Genomic DNA, 19,570 nt, shown 5'->3' on the forward strand with positions numbered 1-19,570 from the left:
ACCCACGGGTCAGGCTTATCGGACAGTCCAGCCCAGCCCCCGAGGCGGCGCATAACCCCGCGAAAAGAGAGGGGCCGTCATCCCGGCTTCGGGAGGTTCTCGAGGGCCGAGCACAGCGGGCAGGGGGTGGGGGTGTGGGGCGTGTCGCGGCGGTGCGCGTCCAGCAGCGCGCGGGAGACCTCGGCCAGCTCGCGGCGCACCTCGCGGCGGGCGCCCTTCACCCGGGCAATGCGCAGGTCGTCATAGCGGGTGGTCTGGTGGCGCAGCCAGGCGATCACCGCGGCCTCGGCGCGGCGCTCCACGGGGATGCGCTCGGTGCGCGCCACGGTGCCGCTGCCCACGGGGGCCGCGTGCGCCGTCACCACCACGGCCAGCCGCTTGGCGTGGGCGGTGAAGGTGGGCGCGAAGGCGAGGAAGCGCAGCACGGCGTTGGCGAAGTCCACCTCGTACTCGGCCTGCTCGCGCTCGCGGCGGGCCTGATCCGAGGCGCGGCGCTTCGCATAGGCGGGGGTGGCGCGCTCCACCTCGAGCTCCGCCCGGGCGGCGGTGATGTGAGCCTCGGGGGCCCAGACGCCCCGGGAGAACGTCTTGCGGCCCTTCTTCTCCACCACTGTCCAGGTGGGCCCGGCGGCCTTCACGCGGCGGGTGAGCCCCGCATCACCAGGAGGCAACAGCGCCCAGCCGGCGGGCGGAGTGAGGAGGGTGCCATCCGGCGCGCGCACGCGCCGCGGATCCGAGGTGGGAGCGACAGTCAGGGAGTCAGGCATGGGACAAGAGCGCGGCTGCATAGCGCACCCGGAGTCAGTCGGGGAAGCACGGGGGCGTCGCAACCTGATAAATGGCCGCCACGCTCGCGCCCGCGTACCCTCTCCTGACCCAGCCGCCATGTCCCTCCTCAGGCTCACCTTCCTTGGCACCTCGGCCGCGCAGCCCACGCTGCACCGCAACCTCTCGGGGCTGGCGGTGAAGGTGGACACGGACCTGCTGCTCTTCGACTGTGGCGAGGGCAGCCAGCGGCAGATGGTGCGCTTCGGCACCGGCTTCACCGTGGAGGCCGCCTTCTTCACCCACTTCCACGCGGACCACTACCTGGGAATCATCGGCTTTCTGCGCACGCTGGGGATGATGGGCCGCGAGCACCCCATGCACCTCTATGGCCCGCCCACGGCCAAGCGCATGCTGCACCAGGCGGTGTACCTGGGCGTGGAGGCGCTGGCCTTCCCGGTGGAGATCCACGAGCTGAGGGACGGCGACAGCGTGCGGCGCAACGGCTACACGGTGCACGCGGTGGGCGTGGAGCACGGCATCAACGCGCTCGGGTACGTGCTGGCGGAGGACGACCGGCCCGGGCGCTTCTACGTGGAGAAGGCCAAGGCGCTGGGGGTGCCCTCGGGGCCGGACTTCGGCAAGCTGCAGCGCGGCGAGCCGGTGACGCTGGCCGACGGCACCACGGTGCGGCCCGAGGACGTGCTGGGAGCGGCGCGCCGCGGGCGGCGGCTGGTCATCTCCGGGGACACCCGGCCGTGCGCCGCGCTGACGCGGGCGGCCAAGGACGCGGACCTGCTCATCCACGAGTCCACCTTCAGCGATGACGAGCAGGAGCGGGCGCAAGGCACGCGGCACTCCACGGCTCGCGAGGCGGCGCGGGTGGCGCACGAGGCGGGCGCCCAGCGCCTCATCCTCACGCACCTGTCCAGCCGGCACGACACCGACCCCTCGAAGCTGCTCGTGCAGGCGCGCGAGGAGTTCAAGGGGCCGGTGGAGGTGGCCCATGACGGGCTCACCGTGGAAGTGCCGCTGCGCGACTGAGCGCGGCACCGGGCTCGCGGGGGCTGCCTACTGGATCGTCTGAGCGGCCTCGGTCTCCCAGGCCTTGGCCGTCTCGGGGTCCGCCTTCTGGATCAGCTTCCACTCCATGGCGAGGTCGCGGCTGGTGGAGGTGGAGGCGGCGAGCTCGGCATCCGCGCCGGTGTTGGTGTCATGGGCGCCCTTGGACTCGACGCGCGACTGCTTGAGGAACTCCACCGAGCACTGGCCCGGGCCCTTCTCGATGCCGCGCACCAGGTAGCGCGCGTACGAGGTGCCCAGGGACGAGGGCGCGCCCTCCATCTGGAAGTCCGTCGTCATCTCGAAGCCGCCCTTGGCCTCCGTGAAGGTGTACTCCTCATCGGTCAGCACCTCCTTGGCCTTGGGCCACACCTCGGACAGGGGCCTGCGGAAGACATAGGTGCTCGCCTTCTCTTGGAGATACGTCTCCCGTCGGTTGGCGGCACAGCCCGTGGTGAGGGCCAGGGTGGCCAGCAGCAGCAGCGTGGTGGACCCAAGCGGGGACTTCATCAGCGTCATGGTTTGGCTCCAGGGTTGGAGAGAGATGCCCCTCCGTTCAATCATGGGCCTCCCCCCGAGCCAAGAGACCCGCAGCGCGAGCATTCAGCGAGCCTCGGAGGCGGGTGCCCTGTCTTCGAGAAATTCCAGCAACAGCGTCGCCACCTGCTCGGGCGCCTCCAGGGGCGCGAAGTGGCCGACTCCCGGCAGGTAGCGCACGAGCGGCGGGTGCTCGAACCAGGGCTCGAGCTCATAGGTGAGCTCACGCCCCAGGGCGATGTCCTCCTCGGCCCAGAGGAGCAGGAAGGGAGCGCGAATGCGCGGGTAGCCGCGGAGCAACTTCCGCAGGCCCCAGGGCGTCAGCGCGCCGCGGAGGCTGTTGCGGTAGTAGGCGAGCGCCGCGCGAGCAGCCTCCGGCTTGGCGAAGTTCTCCGCGTAGGGCTTCAAGCGCTCCTCGGAGACGCGGGACTTGTCCACCAGGGCGCGGCGGATGGCGCGCGGCACGGCGGCGCCCCCGTGCTGGGAGAGCCTGCGCTCGGGCAGCCACGGCAGCTGGAAGAAGAACATGTACCAGGAGCGCGCCAGCTGGGCCGGGTTCCACATGCGCCGGGCCATCACCCTCGGGTGGGGAGCGTTGATGACGGCCAGGCGGTCCACCACCTCGGGGTGCTGGGCGGCCAGGTGGTAGGCGATGACTCCGCCCCAGTCGTGCCCCACCACGTGCGCGGGCCGGCTTGGCTGGAGGTACCGCGCGAGCTGGTAGATGTCCGCCGCCAGCGTGTCCAGGTCATACCCATACTTGGGGCGATCCGTGCCGCCGTAGCCGCGCAGGTCCGGCGCCACCGCTCGGAAGCCCGCGGCGCCGAGCACCGGGAGCACCTCGCGCCAGCTCTCGGACAGCTCCGGGAAGCCATGCAGGAGGAGGACGAGCGGGCCATTGGCGGGCCCCGCCTCCAGCGCCTGCATGCGCAGGGACGGCAGAGGGATGGACAGCGACGCGAGTGGAACCATGAAGGCTGAACCTAACCGCCCCGGGTTCGCCGCGGGCAGCGGGAATGGCGGGACGTCCTCCGCCATACAAGCGAAGTGCCGAGGACTGACGCATCGCCATGTAGCCAGCACAGGCCGGGTGAGCCAGAGTGCGCGCCCTCGCCCCGATGTCCGGGGTGGATTCATGACAGGTGTCTCGATGCAACGTGTCCGCTGTGCCCTCTCGGCGGTGGTTCTCCTGGCCTGTGTGGCGGGCTGCACCCATCGCGCTCCCGACTCGGCGCCCTCCGCTTCTTCCACGGTTGTGTACGTCGCCCGCCGGGTGCGGACGCTGGACCCCTCCCGCCCGGTGGCCGAGGCGCTCGCCGTGCGTGATGGCAAGGTGCTCGCGACCGGCACCCGCGACGAGGTGCTCTCCGCCGCGGGCAGTGACGCACGCGTGGTGGACCTCGGGGACGCCACCGTGGTCCCGGGCCTCACCGATGCCCATGGCCACCTCTCGGGGCTGGGCCGGGCCCTCTCCGCCGTCGCGCTCGTGGGGACGAGCTCCCGCCAGGAGGTGCTCGAGCGCCTGAAGTCCGCGCCTCACTCCGCCTTCCAGGGAGACTGGCTCATTGGCCTCGGGTGGGATCAGAACGACTGGCCGGAGAAGGCCTTCCCTGCTCGCGCCGAGCTGGATGTGCTCTGGCCCTCCACGCCCGTGGCCCTGTCACGCATCGACGGCCACGCGCTCTGGGTCAATGGCGAGGCCCTCCGCCGCGCCCATATCACCCGGGACACGCCGGACCCTCAGGGCGGGCGCATCCACCGAGGCCCCGACGGCGAGCCCACCGGTGTCCTCGTCGACAACGCGATGGATCTCGTCGACGCGGTCATGCCTCCGCCCACGGACGAGCAGTTCGAGGCGCAGCTCTCCGCGGCGCTCGCCACGTGTGCCAGGAACGGGATGACGGGTGTCCATGACGCGGGCATGAGCCTGCGCACCTTCAACCTGCTCAAGCGCTGGGACGCCGAGGGCCGTCTCCCCTTGCGCGTCTACGCCATGGCGGACGGCATGGGCCCCGACCGGGAGAAGTACCTCGAGCTGGGCCCCTTCCAGGGCAACAAGCTCACGATGCGCGCTGTGAAGTTCCTGATGGACGGAGCGCTCGGCAGCCGCGGCGCGGCGCTCCACGAGCCCTACCGTGACGAGCCCTCCCAGCGCGGCCTGCTCCTGCTCAGCCCCGAGGAGTACGAGGCGCGGGTGCGTGCTTTCATCGGCCGGGGCTTCCAGGTGGCCACGCACGCCATCGGCGATCGGGCCAACACGCTTGTCCTCGATACGCTGCTGCGCGTGGCTGGCCCCGAGGGCGTACGCTCCGGGCGCCACCGCATCGAGCACGCCCAGGTGTTACGCCTGGAGGACATCACCCGGCTGGGCGCCAATGGCTTCATCGCCAGCGTGCAGCCCACCCACGCCACCAGCGACATGCCGTGGGCCGAGGCGCGCCTGGGGCCCGAGCGCATCCGCGGCGCCTACGCATGGCAGCGCCTCAAGGCCGCGGGCGCTCCGCTGGCGCTCGGCAGCGACTTCCCGGTGGAGCGGCCGGACATGCTCGCGGGCCTCTACGCCGCGCGCACCCGGCAGGATGCGGCGGGCCAGCCGCCGGGCGGGTGGTTCCCGGATCAGCGCCTCAGCGGAGAAGAGGCGCTCGAGGGCTTCACCGTGGGCAACGCCTACGCCTCCTTCGCGGAGAAGGTGCGCGGCCGGCTCCAGCCGGGCCTGGACGCGGACTTCGTTGCCCTCTCGGTGGATCCGGTGGACGCGCCGCCCGCGGACCTCCTCAAGGGCCAGGTGCTGCGCACCGTCGTCGGCGGCGCCGAGCTCTACAGCGCCTCCAAGCCCTGAGGCCCAGCGCGCTACTGCGCGACCTCCAGTGGCAGCTCGAGCGTGAAGGTGGCCCCCTGGCCCGGGCCGGCGCTGCTGCACGAGAGCCGGCCCTTCATCTCTTCGGCCGCCAGCGCGCTGATGTGCAGGCCAAAGCCGTGGCCCTCCTTCTTGGTGGTAAAGCCCTGGGTGAAGATGCGCGGCAGGTTCTCCGGGGCGATGCCCACCCCGTTGTCGCTCACCTCGATGCGCAGCTGGGCGGACTCGGGCACTTGCTGCACGCGGATGATCAGGCGCTTGCCCTGCGCCTGCCCCGCGCTGGCCACCAGCGCGTGCCGCGCGTTGCTCAGCAGGTTGATGAGGATCTGCAGCAGCTTGTGCCGATCCACGAGCACCCGAGGCACCTGGGCGTAGTCGCGCTCGATGTGGATGCCCAAGCGCTCGAAGGAGATGGCGTGCAGGCGCAGCGCCTCGTCGATGAGCTGCGGAACGGACATCTCCTCCACTGCCCCCGCGGTCCGCGCGTGCTTCTGCTGCATGCTGACGATGGACTTGATGTGCTCGACGCTCTCGGCCAGCGCTCCCATCTCCTGGAGCACGGCCTCGCGCTCCTCCTCGAGCTGCTCGGCCACGGCGATGAAGTACTGGGGGAGCTTCTGGCCCTGCGGATCACCCGTCAGAAAGCCGCCGACGTCCGCGGCGTGCTCGCGCAGCAGGCGCGTGGCCTTGAGCAGGCCGGTGAGGCGGGACTTGCGCAGCCGGTCCGTGACGAGCGCGGTGGAGATGTTCACGCTGTTGAGCGTGTTGCCCACGTTGTGGAGCACGCCGGTGGCAATCTCCGCCATGCCCGCCTGGCGCGAGACATCCACCAGGGTGCGGTGCATCTCTCCCAGCCGGGCCTCCGCCTCCTTGCGGGGCGTGACGTCGCGGCTGAAGAGGGTCAGCCCCACGGCCCGCCCGCCCTCGTCGAGGATGGGGTTGATGCTGACGTCCACGACGATGCGGCCACTCGGGGTAGGGATCTCCTCCTCCAGGCGCAGGCTCTGGCCCTGCATCACCTGGGCGAGCCGAGGCCCCCAGACCTTGCCCAGCACTCCCCCGCCCTGCGGGAAGAGCGGCTGTCCCATGGGGAGCTCCATCCCGAAGCTCTCCTGGAACACCCGCCTGGTGGCCGTATTGGCGGCGAGCACCCGCCCCTCCATGTCCAGGGAGAGCACGACGTCGTCGGTGCTCTCGATGAGGGTGCTGAGCTTGCGCTCGCTCTCACGCAGCTCCCTCAGCGTCCGCTCCAGCGAGGCCTGCGCCGAGTCCCGCGCGATCCCGTGCAGGGCGGCCAGCCCCCACGACCCCACGAGCGAGACGCTGGCGAAGAGGTGCATGAACCAGAGATCGGTAAGCTCCTCGGCGGGGAGGCCCAGGTGCATGCGGTAGAGGGGGTGGGCCACGCCCAGGCTCGCTACCAGCAGGAGCGTGATGGGCAGGGCCCAGCGTGGCCTCGTCAGGTACACGGCGAGCGCGGGGAGCAGCATGGCCGCGGCGTGCGCTCCGCCATAGGGGGTGTGGAGCGTGAAGATGCCCGCCACCATCCCCACCGACAGCGTCACCAGCAACAGCATGGCCGGGGCCTCGGGCCGCCGGGCCCTGCGCGCCAGCAGCAGCGTCCCCAGGTAGCCCAGCTCGACGAGGATCGCCGTCACGCGCGTGGCCTTTGACGCCGACGTCCCCAGCGACCACAGCACGAACAGCAGGTCGAACAGGAGCAGGAAAGAGGCGGCGCCCACCATGACCCGGTGGCGGACGAGCTCCAAGGGGGGAGCCTCTCTCAAGGGCTGTGAGAGCAGGGAGTCGAGCCGCTCGAGGAACCAGGAGCGAGCCTCGGACCGCCGGGGGCGCTGCGCCTGCGCCCTGGAGGGCTCTGGGGCGGGCGGGGGAGGTTGAGCGGAGGAAGACGTTGCCATGAAGAGTGAGGCGCTTACTTCGGTGCGCCGGGTGCCTTCTCCGCTTTTCGCAGCCGGGCGTAGAGCTTGATCATCGTGTTCAGGCGGCAGAACGTGACGTGCTGCGCGCGCTCGAAGCCCTTGCGAGTCACCTCGACCTTGATGGGCTTGCCGGGGATGCAGTCCAGCGTGAGCGACACGGGCGTGTTGCCCTGATCGTTGCCATCCACGCGCACCGAGGCGCTCGCGGGCTCGGCCTCCACCACCAGGATGGCGGCACCCTCGAAGGACGCGGCCTGCTCGGTGATCGCCTCCTCCGGATCCACCGACGGCGCCGGGGTGTCGAGCACTGGCGCGATCGTCTTGTAAGTCGTTTGGATGGCCGCCTCGGCCACCGGCCGCTGCTCCTGGAACGAGCGGGTGAGCTCCGGCAGCACGAACAGCACCGCCGTCATCAGCCCGAAGCCCGCAGCCCCCAGCCGCAGCGCGGCGGCCACGTTCCAGGCGCCCCCCTCCGTCGAGGGCAGGAACGTGCCCACCTTCTCCTTCGGCTCCTGGTGGACTGACACCGTCCCGTGCGAGCCCGTGCGCCCCGAAGGGCCGGCTCCAGGCTCCGGCGGTGCATCCCCCGGGAGCTGGAGGTTGGAGAAGCGCGACTGGACGTGCTCGACCTCCTGGGAGCGCCCCATCAGGGCGTCCTTCATCTCGTCACTGCCCTGCTCACCCTCGGGCGACAGTAAGTCCTTCTTGGGCTGCTGCGCGTTGCTCACGTTTCTGCTCCCCGCCCCTCAGGCTCAACCACCCACCACTCGGAAGACCTCGCGCAGCGTCGTCACCCCGGCGCGCGCGCGCTCCACTCCCGCCGCCAGCAGCGGCACCATCCCCTCCTTCATGGCGATCTCCTGCAGCCGCGGCGTGGGGACCTTGGTGTTGATCGCGTCGCGGATGGCCGGAGAGACGGGCAGCATCTCGTAGATGGCGGTGCGGCCCAGGAACCCGCTGCCACCGCACTTCTGGCACCCCACCGCGCCATAGAAGGTGCCGCTGGCCAGCCCCACCGAGTCCAGCCGGGCCACCTCCTCCGGGCTGATCGTCGTGGGCGCGCGGCAGTGCGGGCACAGCGCTCGCACCAGACGCTGGGAGATGGTGGCCACCGTGGCGGACGCCAGCAGGAAGGGCTCCACCCCCATCTCGATGAGGCGGTTGAACACGCCCGAGGCCGAGTTCGCGTGGATGGTGGTGAGGATGAGGTGGCCGCTCAGGCCCGCCTGGATGGCGGTGCGCGCCGTCTCCGGGTCGCGGATCTCCCCCACCATGATGACGTTCGGATCCTGGCGCAGCACCGAGCGCAGGCCCTGGGCGAAGGTGAAGCCCTGCTCGGCGTTGACCTGCGTCTGCGCGAAGAGGGGCACGTCGAACTCGACGGGATCCTCGATGGTGGCGATGCGGGTGAGCTCGCCACGAGACTCCTTGATGTAGCCGAGCGAGGCATACAGCGACGTCGTCTTGCCGCTGCCGGTGGCGCCCGCCACGAAGACGACGCCCTGGGGCAGCCCGAGGATGTGCTGGTACTTCTCCCGCAGCGAGGCCGGGAAGCCGATGGCGGTGAGCTTGGGCAGCCGCACGCCGGTGCGGGCGATGCGCAGCGCCACGGCCTCGCCATGGTTGGTGGGCAGCACGGAGACGCGGATGTCCGCGGGCCCCTCCTGGGTGGAGAGCGCGAAGTGCCCATCCTGGGGCTTGTCCAGCTTGTAGAGCGTGAGCTTGGAGAGCACCTTGATGCGGTTGATCAGGCGCGGGTGGTGCTCGCGGGGGAAGGTGAGCACCTCCTCCAGCACGCCATGGACGCGGAACGCGATGCGCGTGCCCGCCTCCAGCGGGTGGATGTGCACGTCGCTGGCGCCCAGGCGGATGGCCCCGTCCATCAACGTCCCCATGAAGGCGATGATGTCCGGATCCGGCGTGGAGGCGACGGTGCGCAGGTACTGGCCCAGCTCCACCAGCATCTCGCGCACGGCGATGGCCACGTCCTCGTTGACCACCTCCAGCGGAGACAGGGCCGGGCGCTTCGCCAGCGGCGGAGGCGCGCGGCGCGCCACGTTGGCCACCAGCCCACCCCCGATGGCCAGGGCCACCGTCAGCCCCGCGCTCAGGAACACCAGCGGCGTGAGCGCGGTGTGGAGGTACTGCCCGCCGACCTTCAGCGCGGGCTCCAGGCCCAGCGACACGTGGCGGAGCACAAAGGAGGCGATACCGGCCACGAGGACCCCTCCAGCGAGGGTCCAAAGCCCGCGGGTGGCCTTGCTCATCAGCGCAGTCATGGGATGGGGGAAACCCTACCACCCGAGTGCCGTCCATTCCATCCAGCGGCGGGCCCGTATGAGCGGCCAGCCGAGCAGGCCCTCCGGCTCCACGGCCATCGTCCTCCAAGGGCTCCAGGAGATTGGGGTTCGGAAGGGGCTCGGTGTATCAAGCCCCCTGAGGGGAGAACACCATGCAACCCGTTGAGCAGAAGAAGAAGACCTCGCCGTGGCTCTATGTCGGCATCGGCTGCGGAGTCCTGCTGCTGCTGGGCATCGGCGGCACGGTGGCCGCCGTCATGTTCGGCGTCAGCAAGATCAAAGAGATGAAGGAGGACATGGCCAACCCCATCACGCGCACCGAGAGGGTGAAGAAGATGCTGGGCGCACAGGCGCTGCCTGACGGCTACAACGCCATCATGGCGCTCAGCGTGCCCATGGTCATGGACACCGCCATCCTCAGCACCCGTCCCTTCGAGGCCCCCGCGAAGCACCGGAAGGAGAAGGGAGACGAGCGCATCTTCATGTACTTCCACCTCAAGGCCTCCACGATGAACGACCGGGAGCAGCTCACGGCCTTCATGGAGGGGCGCTCGGATGATCCCTCCGTGCTCGCCCGCAACAACATCCACATCAACACCCGGGAGATCATCGGCCGCGGGGTGCTCCAGCTCGACGGGCGCCGCCTGCTCTACCTCGCCCAGCGGGGAGAGGTGGAGAGCCAGGGGACAAAACCGGGCGCTGGGCTGACCGCCGTCGTCCTCTTCGACTGCCCCGACCAGACCACGCTCCGCACGGGGATGTGGATGGCACCGGATCCGTCGCCCCAGGCTCCGATCGAGCAGCTCGACCTGAAGGGCACCCCGGGCGACCCAGAGGCCGTGAAGGCCTTCATGGCTCACTTCAACCCGTGCCAGGAGAGCTGAAGATGAGCGAGCCCAAACCCGCGCTCTACATCGTCACCATCGAGGTGGCCCCCAGCGCCGAGGACACCTGGAACCAGTGGCACGAGCAGGTCCACGTCCCCGAGGTGCTACGCCAGCCAGGCTTCGTCTCGTGCCGCAAGTGGAAGGACACCACCGCCGCGGACGATGGCTGGGCGCGCTACGTGTGCCACTACGAGCTGACCGGACCCGACGCCCTGGAGCGCTACACCGCCAGCGAGGCGGCCCGGCGCCTCCGGGAAGAGTCCGAGCTCCGCTTCGGCTACGTCACCCGCCACCGGCGGCAGATCTACTCCGAGGTGGCGCGGTTCGAGGTGGACTCAGACGCGGACACGGACGCGGACGCCTCCGAGTAGCCCGCTCCCCGCGAGGCCTCTCCACCGCGGAGAGGCCCCGGGGCGCGGATCAGGTCTCGACGGAGAGCTTCACGTCGATGTTGCCGCGCGTGGCCTTCGAGTACGGGCACACCTCGTGAGCGGTGTGCATGAGCTTCTCGGCCTCCTCCTTGGACAGGCCCGGCATCTTGCCCTTCAGCTCCACCGCCAGCCCGAAGCCGCCGTCCGGCGTCTTGCCGATGGTGACCGCCGCGGTGATGCTCGCGTCCTTCACGTTCTTGCCCGCCTTGCCCGCCACCAGCCGCAGCGCGCTCTCGAAGCACGAGGAGAAGCCCGCCGCGAAGAGCTGCTCGGGGTTGGTCATCGCCCCGCCCGCACCTCCCAGCTCCTTGGGCATCGACAGCTTCATGTCCACCACGCCGTCCGAAGAGCGGACCTGGCCGTTACGGCCTCCCTGGGTGGTGGCGGTGGCGGTGTACAGCGGGGTGATGGTGACAGGAGCCATGACGGTTTCCTCGATTCACTTCGGGTAGGGGGTGCCGGCAGCTAAGGCGCCCCCGAAGTAGTGAGGATCCCCACCGCTTGCAACCGAATCCGCGCGGAAATGTCGATCAGAACCCCGGGGGCCGCTCGCTCGCGACACCCGAGGCGCGCTCCAGCGCGATGCCGACTCGCCCCAGCGTGCCCTCGTCGAAGAGCCGTCCGATCAACGTCACCCCATGCGGCACCCGCCGCTTCGGCGAGAACTTCGGCAACGGCCGAGCCGGATCCGGCGCCCAGTCACTGCGGGCCTCGCCCACCTCGACGAAGCCGGTGCGCAGCGTCAGCGACGGGTGGCCCGTGAAGTTCGTCAAAGTCAGCATGTCCTCTTGCAGCGACGGCACCAGGAGCAGGTCCACCTCGCCCATGACTCGCGCCATCTCCTGCGCCACCTTGCGCCGCAGCCGGTCCGCCTGGATCAAATCCACCGCCGAGAGGAAGCGCGCCTGGCGGAAGAGGTTCGGCCACGCGTCCGCCACCTGCATCTTCAGCGCGTCCACGCCGTGGCTGAGCGTGAGCTCCTCGAAGGCCGCCGCCGCCTCGGCGAAGAGGATGAGGCTCAGGGCGCTGTTGTACGGCCAGTCCGGCAGGTGGACCTCGGTCAGCGTCAGCCCCAGCCGCTTCAACGTCTCGAGCGCCGCCCGGTCCACCTCCGTCGCCGGGCTCTTGTCCATCCAGCCCGGGAAGTAGCCCACGCGCAGCCCCTTCACGCCCGCGGTGGCGTCGAAGTCGAGCTTGCTCGGCACGCTGGCCACGTCTCCCGCGTCCGGCCCGGTGAGCGCCGAGAGCACCAGCAGCGTGTCCTCCACGCCGCGCGCCATGGGCCCCAGCTTGTCCAGGGACCAGCACAGCGTCATCGCCCCCGTGCGCGGCACCCGGCCATAGGTGGGCCGCAGCCCGGTGATTCCGCAGCGCATGGACGGAGAGACGATGCTCCCACCCGTCTCGCTGCCCAGCGAGAACCCCACCAGCCCCGCCGCCGTCGCCGCCCCCGGCCCCGCGCTGCTGCCCGACGAGCCCTCCTCCAGCAGCCACGGGTTCTTCGTCTGGCCGCCGAACCAGATGTCATTGAGCGCCAGCGCGCCCAGGCTCAGCTTGGCCACCAGCACCGCCCCCGCGCGGTGCAACCGGTCCACCACCGTGGCGTCCGTGGTGGGCACCCGGTCGCGGAACGGCTCGGCGCCATACGTCGTCGGGATGCCCGCGGTGTCCACCAGATCCTTCGCGCCCCAGGGAATGCCGTGCAGCGGGCCGCGATACTTGCCCGCGGCGATCTCCGCATCCGCGCGCCTGGCCTGCGCGAGCGCCAGCTCCGGCGTCAGGGTGATGACGCACCGCAGCTTCGGATCGAAGCGCCGCAGCCGCTCCAGGTAGATGTTCGTGAGCCGCTCGGAGGTCAGCGCCCGGGATTCGATCCAGCGCGAGAGCGCCGTGACGGGAGCGAACGCGATGTCCTCGTCCTTCGCTGGCAACGGCCCAGCCCCCCCCTTGCTCCGCACGAACCGGTCGCGCGCCGCGCCGGCCTTCAACCCAGGGAGCGTTGGATCCCACCGGGAGGCCGGAGCGAGCGTCGGCTCCAGCGCCACCTTGCGAGGCCCGGTGCGCGCCTCGTACACCGGCGCCATGGACTTGCTCCAGTTGCTGGCCGCCTGGGCTCGCTCCGCGGGGGTGAGCTGCACCTGCACCAGCTTCTCCGCCTCGGCGAAGGTGGCCGCGCTCACCCCCGGCCCCACGGAGGGTCCAGTCCCAAACGCTGGCGGAGCCCCCGGCGGAGGGGCCGCGGAAGCCCCTGCATCGGGAGCAGCCGCCTCAGCGGTTGTCCCCGCGGTGACAGCGCTTGCGACTCCCAGCGCGGTGTGGGTCAAGAACTGCCTGCGAGAGTGGGGCATGGAATTTTCTCGTAGAGGCGCGCGTGTCATCATGGCTCTCGTGAGAGAGATCCAATGAATCCGCCCGCGCCCAATAGGGATGGGGTTGAATTCGGCGGTCGCCGACTCCAGATTGAGTGGGATGGAAGATTCCGGACAGTTGCGCACATCCATTGACGCAGCACGGATCCAGGGCCTCTCCCAAGCCATGGTACGCATCCTGACGCACAGAGGCCGCCCCGCTCGGAGCTGAAATGATGGAGAAGAGTCGAGCCACGGCCCAGCCGCCAGCTGAGAAGCAACCGGTCGATGTCCAGAAACGGGTCTGGGCCGCGGAAGAGCGTGCGCGCATGATCATCGAGAGCGTGCGCGACTATGCCATCTTCATGCTCGACCCACAGGGCATCATCACGAGCTGGAACACCGGCGCCGAGCGCATCAAGGGCTACACGGCGGAGGAGATCATCGGCCAGCCCCTCAGCCGCTTCTACACGCCGGAGGATCTCCAGCGCGGCCTGCCCCAGCGGCTGCTGCGCACCGCCCTGGAGGAGGGGCGCGTCGAGAGCGAGGGCTGGCGCGTGCGCAAGGATGGGACCCGCTTCTGGGCGGACGTGATCATCACGGCCATCTGGGACGCCTCCGGGACGCTGGTCGGGTTCTCGAAGGTCACGAGGGATCTCACCGAGCGCCGGCACACGGAGGAGCAGCTGCGCCTGAGCGAGGAGCGCTTCCGCCTGCTCGTCGAGGGCGTGAAGGACCACGCCATCTTCATGCTGGATCCCACGGGCCGGGTGCTCACCTGGAACCCCGGCGCCGAGCGCCTGAAGGGCTACCGCCCGGAGGAGATCATCGGCCAGCACTTCCGCCGCTTCTACCCGGAAGAGGACATCCGGGCCGGCAAGTGCGAGCGGGAGCTCGAGGTGGCGCTGCGCGAGGGACGCTTCGAGGAGGAGGGCTGGCGGCTGCGCAAGGACGGCTCGCGGTTCTGGGCGAGCGTCGTCCTCACCTCGCTCCACGACTCCGTGGGGCACCACATTGGCTTCGCCAAGGTGACGCGCGACCTGACCGATCGCCGCAGGATGGAGGAAGAGCGCTTGCGGCTGGCGCATGCGGAGGAGTCGGTGCGCCTCCGGGACGAGTTCCTGTCCATCGCCTCGCATGAGCTGAAGACGCCGCTCACCGCGCTTCAGCTCCAGCTCCACAGCCTGCGCGAGCGGCTGGAGAAGCTCGACTCCAAGCTGGCCGGCAAGCTCGACCGGGCCTCCCGGAGCAGTGAGCGCCTGGGCGATCTCGTGGAGTCGCTGCTGGACGTCTCGCGCATCGCGACCGGACGGTTCGATCTCCAGCCCCAGAGGTTCGATCTCGCCGAAGCGGTGCGCGAGATCTGCGAGCGCATCCGGGATGTCGCCACGAAGGCCGGGTGTGAGCTCATCCTCCAGGCGGACCAGCCCCTCATGGGCACGTGGGACCGGCTCCGCCTGGAGCAGGTGCTGAACAACCTGCTGTCCAACGCCATCAAGTACGCGGCCGAGACGCCCATCCGGGTGTCGCTCGCCCAGGAGGGCGAGACCGCGGTGCTCGAGGTCAGTGACAAGGGCCCGGGGATCGCCGAGGCGGCCTTCTCGCGCATCTTCGACCGCTTCGAGCGGGCGGCCGAGATACGGCACCACGGCGGGCTGGGGCTCGGCCTCTACGTCGTCCGCGAGATCGTCAAGGCCCACAATGGAATGGTGACCGTGCGCAACCTCCCCGAGGGAGGCGCCTGCTTCACCGTCCGCCTGCCCATCCCCTCCGGGGCCCCCGCCCAGGAGCCCACCCCCCAGACGGAGGAGTTGCACTGATGTCCCCCCACCGAGTCCTGGTCGTCGAGGACGATCTGGAGATCCGCGAGAGCCTGATGGAGATCCTCGAAGACCACGGGTACGAGCCGGTCGGCGCCGAGAACGGGCTCGAGGCCCTGGACAAGCTGCGCGCCTCCCTCCAGCAGCCGTGCCTCATCGTGCTGGATCTCATGTTGCCCAAGATGGACGGCCGGGCCTTCCGTCAGGAGCAGCTCCGCACCCCGAAGTTCGCCGACATTCCCGTCGTCGTCATCTCCGCCTTCCGGGACGTGGCCCAGACCGCGCAGGAGATGAAGGCCGAGTACCTCAAGAAGCCCTTCAAGCCCGATGAGCTCGTCCAGGTCGCCCAGCGGTACTGCCCGGAAGGGGCGCAGGCCCGCTGAGGCTCGGGTGAAAGTTGTTACGCCTACATGGAGCAACTTGTGGAAAACTTGGGTAGGATAAATACCTACCTGAGCTTCCTTCCCGGGCAGAAGCGCGGCCCGCATCCTTAGAGGCGGGGGTTCAGCGGCGCAGGGTGGAGCCCTTGAGCGTGCGGCCCTTGGTGAGGTGGGAGACGGCCTCGCCCAGCCCCTCGATGGTGAGGGGGAACATGGAGAAGACGCGGGCGATGGTGGCGATGGTGCTCCCCGGCCAGATGCGGGGCGACTCGGGGTTGAGCCAGGCGCTGCGCTCGAAGTGCTGCGCCAGCTGCATCAGCCACACCAGCCCCTCCAGCCCCTCCGGCGAGTAGTGCCCCTGGGCGTCCGCGCGGATGCCCAGCTCGTAGGGCGCCATGTACGCGTCCCCGACGATGACCAGCTTGTGGTGCTTGCCCACCTGGCCGATCAGCTCCGGCACCGTGGTGCCTCCGGTGAGCTGCGGCGTGGCGTACAGCCGGCCGTACACGCAGTTGTGGAAGTAGTAGGTGCGCAGCTCCTTGAAGTGCGTGGCGCGGCTGGCCGCGCTGAACAGCCGGCTCACCAGCGCCGCGTATGGATCCATGGAGCCGCCCACGTCCATCAGCAGCACCACGCGCGTGTTGGGCCGGCGCGGGGGCCGCGTCACCACCTCCAGCTCGCCCGCGTTCCTCGCCGTGGCGTTGATGCTCTCGTCGATGTCCAGCTCGTCCGCCACGCCCTCGCGAGCGAAGGCGCGCAGCTTGCGCAGCGCCACCTCGAGCTGCCGCGTGTCCAGCACCACATCGTCCCGGTAGCCCTGGTACTTGCGCTCGCCGGCCTGGGAGATGGCGGTGCCCTGCCGCCCGCCGGTGCCACCCACGCGGAAGCCCGCCTGTCCCTGGCCACCATTGCCGAAGGGCGAGCTGCCCCCGGTGCCGATCCACCGGTTGCCTCCGTCATGGCGCTCACGCTGCTCGCGCAGCCGCTCCTGGAAGAGCTGCTCCAGGGCCTCCTCATCCAGCGAGTCGAGCAGGGCCTGCTCCTCGGGCGTCAAGTCGCGGCGCTCGCGCGCCTCGCGCAGCCAGTCCATCAGCTCCTGCGTCAGCTCCAGGCCGGCGGACTCGATGCCCTTGAAGTGCGAGAGGAACGCTTGATCAAAGGCGTCCAGGTGCGTCTCCGAGTGCACCAGCAGCGCGCGAGCCACGTGGTAGAAGCCATCGAGGCTGCTGTCATGCAGGCCCGCGTGCAGCGCGCCCGCGAGCGCGAGCGTCTCCTGCGTGCCCACCGGCACCCCGCGCCGCCGCAGCTCGTAGAGGAAGGGCAGGAACATGGCGCGCGCTCTCCGGGCTCAGGCCCGCGTCCGGCGGCCCTTGCCGAACGCCTCGGCCACCGCCAGCAGATCCTGCTCCTTCTTCAGCAGCGCGCCGAGGAAGGGCAGGCTCTCGTCCAGCTTGAGGCTCTCGAGGCCACTGGCCTTGAGCACGGCGATCCAGTCGATCAGCTCGCTGGTGGAGGGGCGCTTGCGCAGCCGCGAGAAGCCGCGCAGCTCGTAGAAGACCTTGATCGCCTGCTCCGCCAGGGCCTGGTCCAGCCCGGGGTGGTGCACGCCGACGATGCGGCGCATCAGGTCCGTGTCCGGGAAGTCGATGAAGTGGAAGACGCACCGGCGCAGGAAGGCGTCCGGCAGCTCCTTCTCGTTGTTGCTGGTGATGACGACCACCGGGCGCTGCGTGGCCACCACCTCCTCGTTCGTCTCCACGATGCGGAAGCGCATCCGGTCCAGCTCGTGGAGCAAGTCGTTGGGGAACTCGAGGTCCGCCTTGTCCACCTCGTCGATGAGCAGCACCACGCGCTCGCGCGAGGAGAAGGCCTCGCCCAGCGGCCCCAGGCGGATGTAGCGGCGAATGTCCTTCACGTCCCCGTCGCCAAAGCGCGAGTCGTACAGGCGCTGCACGGTGTCGTAGACGTAGAGCCCGTCCTGGGCGCGCGTGGTGCTCTTCACGTGCCAGGGGATGAGGCGCAGGCCCAGGGCCTCGGAGATGGCCTCGGCCAGCAGCGTCTTTCCGGTGCCGGGCTCGCCCTTCACCAGCAGGGGGCGCTGCAGCGTGAGCGCGCAGTTGACGGCGGCCTGGAGGCCCTCGCTGGAGAGGTACTTCTCGGTGCCACGGAAGCGGGAGGAGGTGGGCGTCATGGTGTTACCCCCTCCTTTAACATTCTCGGCCCCGGCGCGCGCCTGGCCTGCTCGCCCGGAGAGCCTCCGAGACAGGAGCACGCCCCAAGCAGCAGGGAGGCGCCCGAGCGGCCCAAACGCCCAGGGCGCTGGGGCCTCGCGAGTCTTCGGCTCGCCCGGCTTCCAGCGCCCTCGGGGTGCGGCTCAGACCGCGGGGGAGCGCCTACCCCCCACCGTTGCTGCCGAACTGGATGTTCTGGTCGCCGGAGATCTGTCGGCCCGAGAAGGTCGTCGAGATGTCGCAGGTCGTCTGGCTGGTGGTGCTGCAGTTGGAGCCGGCGCAGCTGGAGTGGAGCGTCAGCGTGCCCTGGAGCGTCTTCCCCAGCTCATCGAACGTGTAGGTGGCCGAGGTGGTGTAGACCTCGTTGGTGCCCGCCGTCTGCGTGCGCACGGTGGTGAAGACGTACTGCTTGTCTTGCTTGCCGCCCTCGATGGCGTCGGTGGTGATGTTGATGCGCTGGGCCTCGCCCATCTGGTAGTTGATGGTGCCGGGCTCCAGGTAGAACTTGTCGTCGATGCCCTCCCAGATCACCCACTGCTTCTCGTCGACCAGGTTCGTCGTCGTGTCGGGGGTGCCGGTCGGCGCTGTCTTGTAGCAGCTGCTGGGGGCGACGGTCGGAGTGACTGCCACGCGGTAGATGGAAGGCTGGCTGTTGTTGAAGCAGCCCACGAGGCTGCTCGCCGCGACGACTGCAACTGCCCACTTCATGGAACGCATTCTTGGACTCCTGTGAAAGGGCGCCTGGGCGCCCGACCCGCCCGCGGCCGGCCCGCGTGGCGGGAATCCCCAGGGCTCAGGGCCCAGGGCCGCTGCGAAGTATCAGGCAGTGCACAAAGCAGGCAAGGAAAGACCCGCCTCCTCCCCGCCGAGCCCCCCGGGAGGCCCGGCTCCCCCGGCGAGCCGCCTGGCAGGCACGGTGGCTGAAGTGTTGGCTGCACGCACTGTGGGGTCGCGTGTGCGGGCGGCGTTGGTAATGTCACGGGGATCCACCATCTCCACGCACCCGGGTATGGCCGACACACCCTTGCGCATCGTCAGCTACAACGTCCGCTACTTCGGTCACGCGCTCCGCGGGCTGGCGAGCACCGTGGGCCCGAAGCGCCGGGTGTCCGCGGCGATCGCCTCCCTGGAGCCGCTGCCGGATGTCGTCTGCATGCAGGAGGTGGAGACGACCTCGTTCCGCAGCTCGGTGGCGCACCGCTCCAGCCACCCCGGCGAGACGCAGCTCCAGGCCTTCATGGGCCGCATGGAGGAGATCTTCGGAGCGCAGGGGCGCGAGATGCCCTACGACGCGTTCTACTTCCCCGCGCACCACTACAAGCTGGGGAGCTTCTCGCTCTACACCACCGGGCTGGCCATGCTGGTGAACCGGACAACTTTGCGCGTGGATCGCCACAACGTGGAGAAGCCCGCGCAGATCACCTACCACCATGTGGAGCGGCTGAAGGAGCGCAAGCAGAGCCGCATCTGCGCGCACATGCGGCTGCTGCGCGAGGAGGATGGGCGGGCCTTCCACGTCTTCAACACCCACCTGAGCCTGCCCACCCCGTTCGCCAAGGAGTTCTGGTCGACGAAGGACAAGATGGGCCGCGGCGTCAACCAGCTCCACGAGGCGCGCAAGCTGGTGGCCCTGCTCCTGGAGCACTCGCAGGGCGAGCCCTTCATCGTGGGAGGGGACTTCAACTCGCCGCCGGCCTCACCCGTGTTCCGCTACCTGTGCGAGGAGGCCCGGCTCACCAGCGCGCAGGTGGCCGTGGGGCAGATTGATCCGTCGGCCATCCGCGGGTTCCCCACCGCGGGCTTCATGCACATGCGCATGCACCTGGATCACCTGTTCTCGGGGACGGGGGTGCGCTGGCTGGACATGGAGGAGACGCGGCCCTTCGGGGACACCTCGAGCCGCTTCCATGGACTGTCGGACCACATGCCGCTCATCGCCCGCTTCATGCTGGAGGACGGCGGGCCCGCCGCGTCCCCCGGCTCCACCGCGAGCTGAGCTTTACTGAGCTTCA

Annotated in this window: 18 protein-coding genes; 7 read left to right on the forward strand and 11 right to left on the reverse strand. The window is 69.9% G+C overall.

What is annotated here, in order from left to right:
• Positions 1-77 precede the first annotated feature (77 nt).
• Positions 78-767 (reverse strand): DUF2293 domain-containing protein, encoded by a 690-nt coding sequence (locus ACJ8AT_RS23835; RefSeq protein WP_407740130.1) that lies wholly within the window; start codon positions 765-767, stop codon positions 78-80.
• A gap of 118 nt (positions 768-885) precedes the next feature.
• Here ACJ8AT_RS23835 and rnz point away from each other — a divergent pair, with 118 nt between their 5' ends.
• On the forward strand, positions 886-1,809 hold the full coding sequence (rnz, locus tag ACJ8AT_RS23840) for a ribonuclease Z (RefSeq protein WP_407740131.1): 924 nt from the start codon (positions 886-888) through the stop codon (positions 1,807-1,809).
• 27 nt (positions 1,810-1,836) lie between these two features.
• Here the strand turns inward: rnz and ACJ8AT_RS23845 are convergent, their stop codons facing one another.
• Together ACJ8AT_RS23845 and ACJ8AT_RS23850 are read right to left on the reverse strand one after the other, a co-directional pair.
• Positions 1,837-2,346, reverse strand: a complete 510-nt coding sequence (locus ACJ8AT_RS23845; protein WP_407740132.1) for a hypothetical protein — start codon at positions 2,344-2,346, stop codon at positions 1,837-1,839.
• An 84-nt stretch (positions 2,347-2,430) separates the two neighbouring features.
• The gene (locus ACJ8AT_RS23850; RefSeq protein WP_407740133.1) at positions 2,431-3,336 is read right to left on the reverse strand and encodes an alpha/beta fold hydrolase; all 906 of its coding nucleotides are present in this window, start codon (positions 3,334-3,336) and stop codon (positions 2,431-2,433) included.
• Positions 3,337-3,514: 178 nt separating this feature from the next.
• Here ACJ8AT_RS23850 and ACJ8AT_RS23855 point away from each other — a divergent pair, with 178 nt between their 5' ends.
• The gene (locus ACJ8AT_RS23855; RefSeq protein ID WP_407740134.1) at positions 3,515-5,203 is read left to right on the forward strand and encodes an amidohydrolase; all 1,689 of its coding nucleotides are present in this window, start codon (positions 3,515-3,517) and stop codon (positions 5,201-5,203) included.
• Positions 5,204-5,214: 11 nt separating this feature from the next.
• On the opposite strand, the gene ACJ8AT_RS23860 is transcribed toward ACJ8AT_RS23855, so the two are convergent.
• The 3 genes from ACJ8AT_RS23860 to ACJ8AT_RS23870 all read right to left on the reverse strand — a co-directional run bounded on the left by ACJ8AT_RS23860 (position 5,215) and on the right by ACJ8AT_RS23870 (position 9,440).
• Complete coding sequence (locus tag ACJ8AT_RS23860; protein ID WP_407740135.1) at positions 5,215-6,990, reverse strand: two-component system sensor histidine kinase NtrB; 1,776 nt, start codon at positions 6,988-6,990, stop codon at positions 5,215-5,217.
• A gap of 164 nt (positions 6,991-7,154) precedes the next feature.
• Positions 7,155-7,889: a PEGA domain-containing protein gene (locus ACJ8AT_RS23865; protein ID WP_407740136.1), complete on the reverse strand. Its 735-nt coding sequence runs from the start codon at positions 7,887-7,889 to the stop codon at positions 7,155-7,157.
• 24 nt (positions 7,890-7,913) lie between these two features.
• The gene (locus ACJ8AT_RS23870) at positions 7,914-9,440 is read right to left on the reverse strand and encodes a GspE/PulE family protein (protein ID WP_407740137.1); all 1,527 of its coding nucleotides are present in this window, start codon (positions 9,438-9,440) and stop codon (positions 7,914-7,916) included.
• Positions 9,441-9,613: 173 nt separating this feature from the next.
• Here ACJ8AT_RS23870 and ACJ8AT_RS23875 point away from each other — a divergent pair, with 173 nt between their 5' ends.
• Positions 9,614-10,345 (forward strand): hypothetical protein, encoded by a 732-nt coding sequence (locus tag ACJ8AT_RS23875; RefSeq protein WP_407740138.1) that lies wholly within the window; start codon positions 9,614-9,616, stop codon positions 10,343-10,345.
• Between the two features lie 2 nt (positions 10,346-10,347).
• On the forward strand, positions 10,348-10,719 hold the full coding sequence (locus tag ACJ8AT_RS23880; RefSeq protein WP_407740139.1) for a DUF4286 family protein: 372 nt from the start codon (positions 10,348-10,350) through the stop codon (positions 10,717-10,719).
• A gap of 49 nt (positions 10,720-10,768) precedes the next feature.
• On the opposite strand, the gene ACJ8AT_RS23885 is transcribed toward ACJ8AT_RS23880, so the two are convergent.
• Together ACJ8AT_RS23885 and ACJ8AT_RS23890 are read right to left on the reverse strand one after the other, a co-directional pair.
• The gene (locus tag ACJ8AT_RS23885) at positions 10,769-11,203 is read right to left on the reverse strand and encodes an organic hydroperoxide resistance protein (protein WP_407740140.1); all 435 of its coding nucleotides are present in this window, start codon (positions 11,201-11,203) and stop codon (positions 10,769-10,771) included.
• Positions 11,204-11,309: 106 nt separating this feature from the next.
• Positions 11,310-12,959: an amidase gene (locus ACJ8AT_RS23890; protein ID WP_407740141.1), complete on the reverse strand. Its 1,650-nt coding sequence runs from the start codon at positions 12,957-12,959 to the stop codon at positions 11,310-11,312.
• Positions 12,960-13,363: 404 nt separating this feature from the next.
• On the opposite strand from ACJ8AT_RS23890, the gene ACJ8AT_RS23895 reads away from it, so the two are divergent.
• Together ACJ8AT_RS23895 and ACJ8AT_RS23900 are read left to right on the forward strand one after the other, a co-directional pair.
• Complete coding sequence (locus ACJ8AT_RS23895; RefSeq protein WP_407740186.1) at positions 13,364-14,947, forward strand: PAS domain S-box protein; 1,584 nt, start codon at positions 13,364-13,366, stop codon at positions 14,945-14,947.
• Positions 14,947-15,330 carry a response regulator gene (locus ACJ8AT_RS23900; protein WP_407740142.1) on the forward strand — a complete coding sequence of 128 codons (384 nt, stop codon included), beginning with the start codon at positions 14,947-14,949 and terminating at the stop codon, positions 15,328-15,330. The genes ACJ8AT_RS23895 and ACJ8AT_RS23900 overlap by 1 nt, the downstream gene beginning before the upstream one ends.
• A 121-nt stretch (positions 15,331-15,451) precedes the next feature.
• Here the strand turns inward: ACJ8AT_RS23900 and ACJ8AT_RS23905 are convergent, their stop codons facing one another.
• The 3 genes from ACJ8AT_RS23905 to ACJ8AT_RS23915 all read right to left on the reverse strand — a co-directional run bounded on the left by ACJ8AT_RS23905 (position 15,452) and on the right by ACJ8AT_RS23915 (position 18,266).
• Positions 15,452-16,657, reverse strand: a complete 1,206-nt coding sequence (locus tag ACJ8AT_RS23905) for a vWA domain-containing protein (protein ID WP_407740143.1) — start codon at positions 16,655-16,657, stop codon at positions 15,452-15,454.
• 18 nt (positions 16,658-16,675) lie between these two features.
• Positions 16,676-17,518, reverse strand: coding sequence for an AAA family ATPase (locus ACJ8AT_RS23910; RefSeq protein ID WP_407740144.1), 843 nt, complete (start codon positions 17,516-17,518; stop codon positions 16,676-16,678).
• Positions 17,519-17,720: 202 nt separating this feature from the next.
• A complete protein-coding gene (locus tag ACJ8AT_RS23915) occupies positions 17,721-18,266 on the reverse strand; it encodes a hypothetical protein (protein ID WP_407740145.1) in 546 nt (181 codons plus the stop codon).
• A gap of 301 nt (positions 18,267-18,567) precedes the next feature.
• On the opposite strand from ACJ8AT_RS23915, the gene ACJ8AT_RS23920 reads away from it, so the two are divergent.
• Positions 18,568-19,554 carry an endonuclease/exonuclease/phosphatase family protein gene (locus ACJ8AT_RS23920; protein ID WP_407740146.1) on the forward strand — a complete coding sequence of 329 codons (987 nt, stop codon included), beginning with the start codon at positions 18,568-18,570 and terminating at the stop codon, positions 19,552-19,554.
• Positions 19,555-19,570: the final 16 nt, after the last annotated feature.

The sequence above is a fragment of the Hyalangium sp. genome, assembly GCF_045802625.1.
Taxonomy (GTDB): Bacteria; Myxococcota; Myxococcia; order Myxococcales; family Myxococcaceae; genus Hyalangium.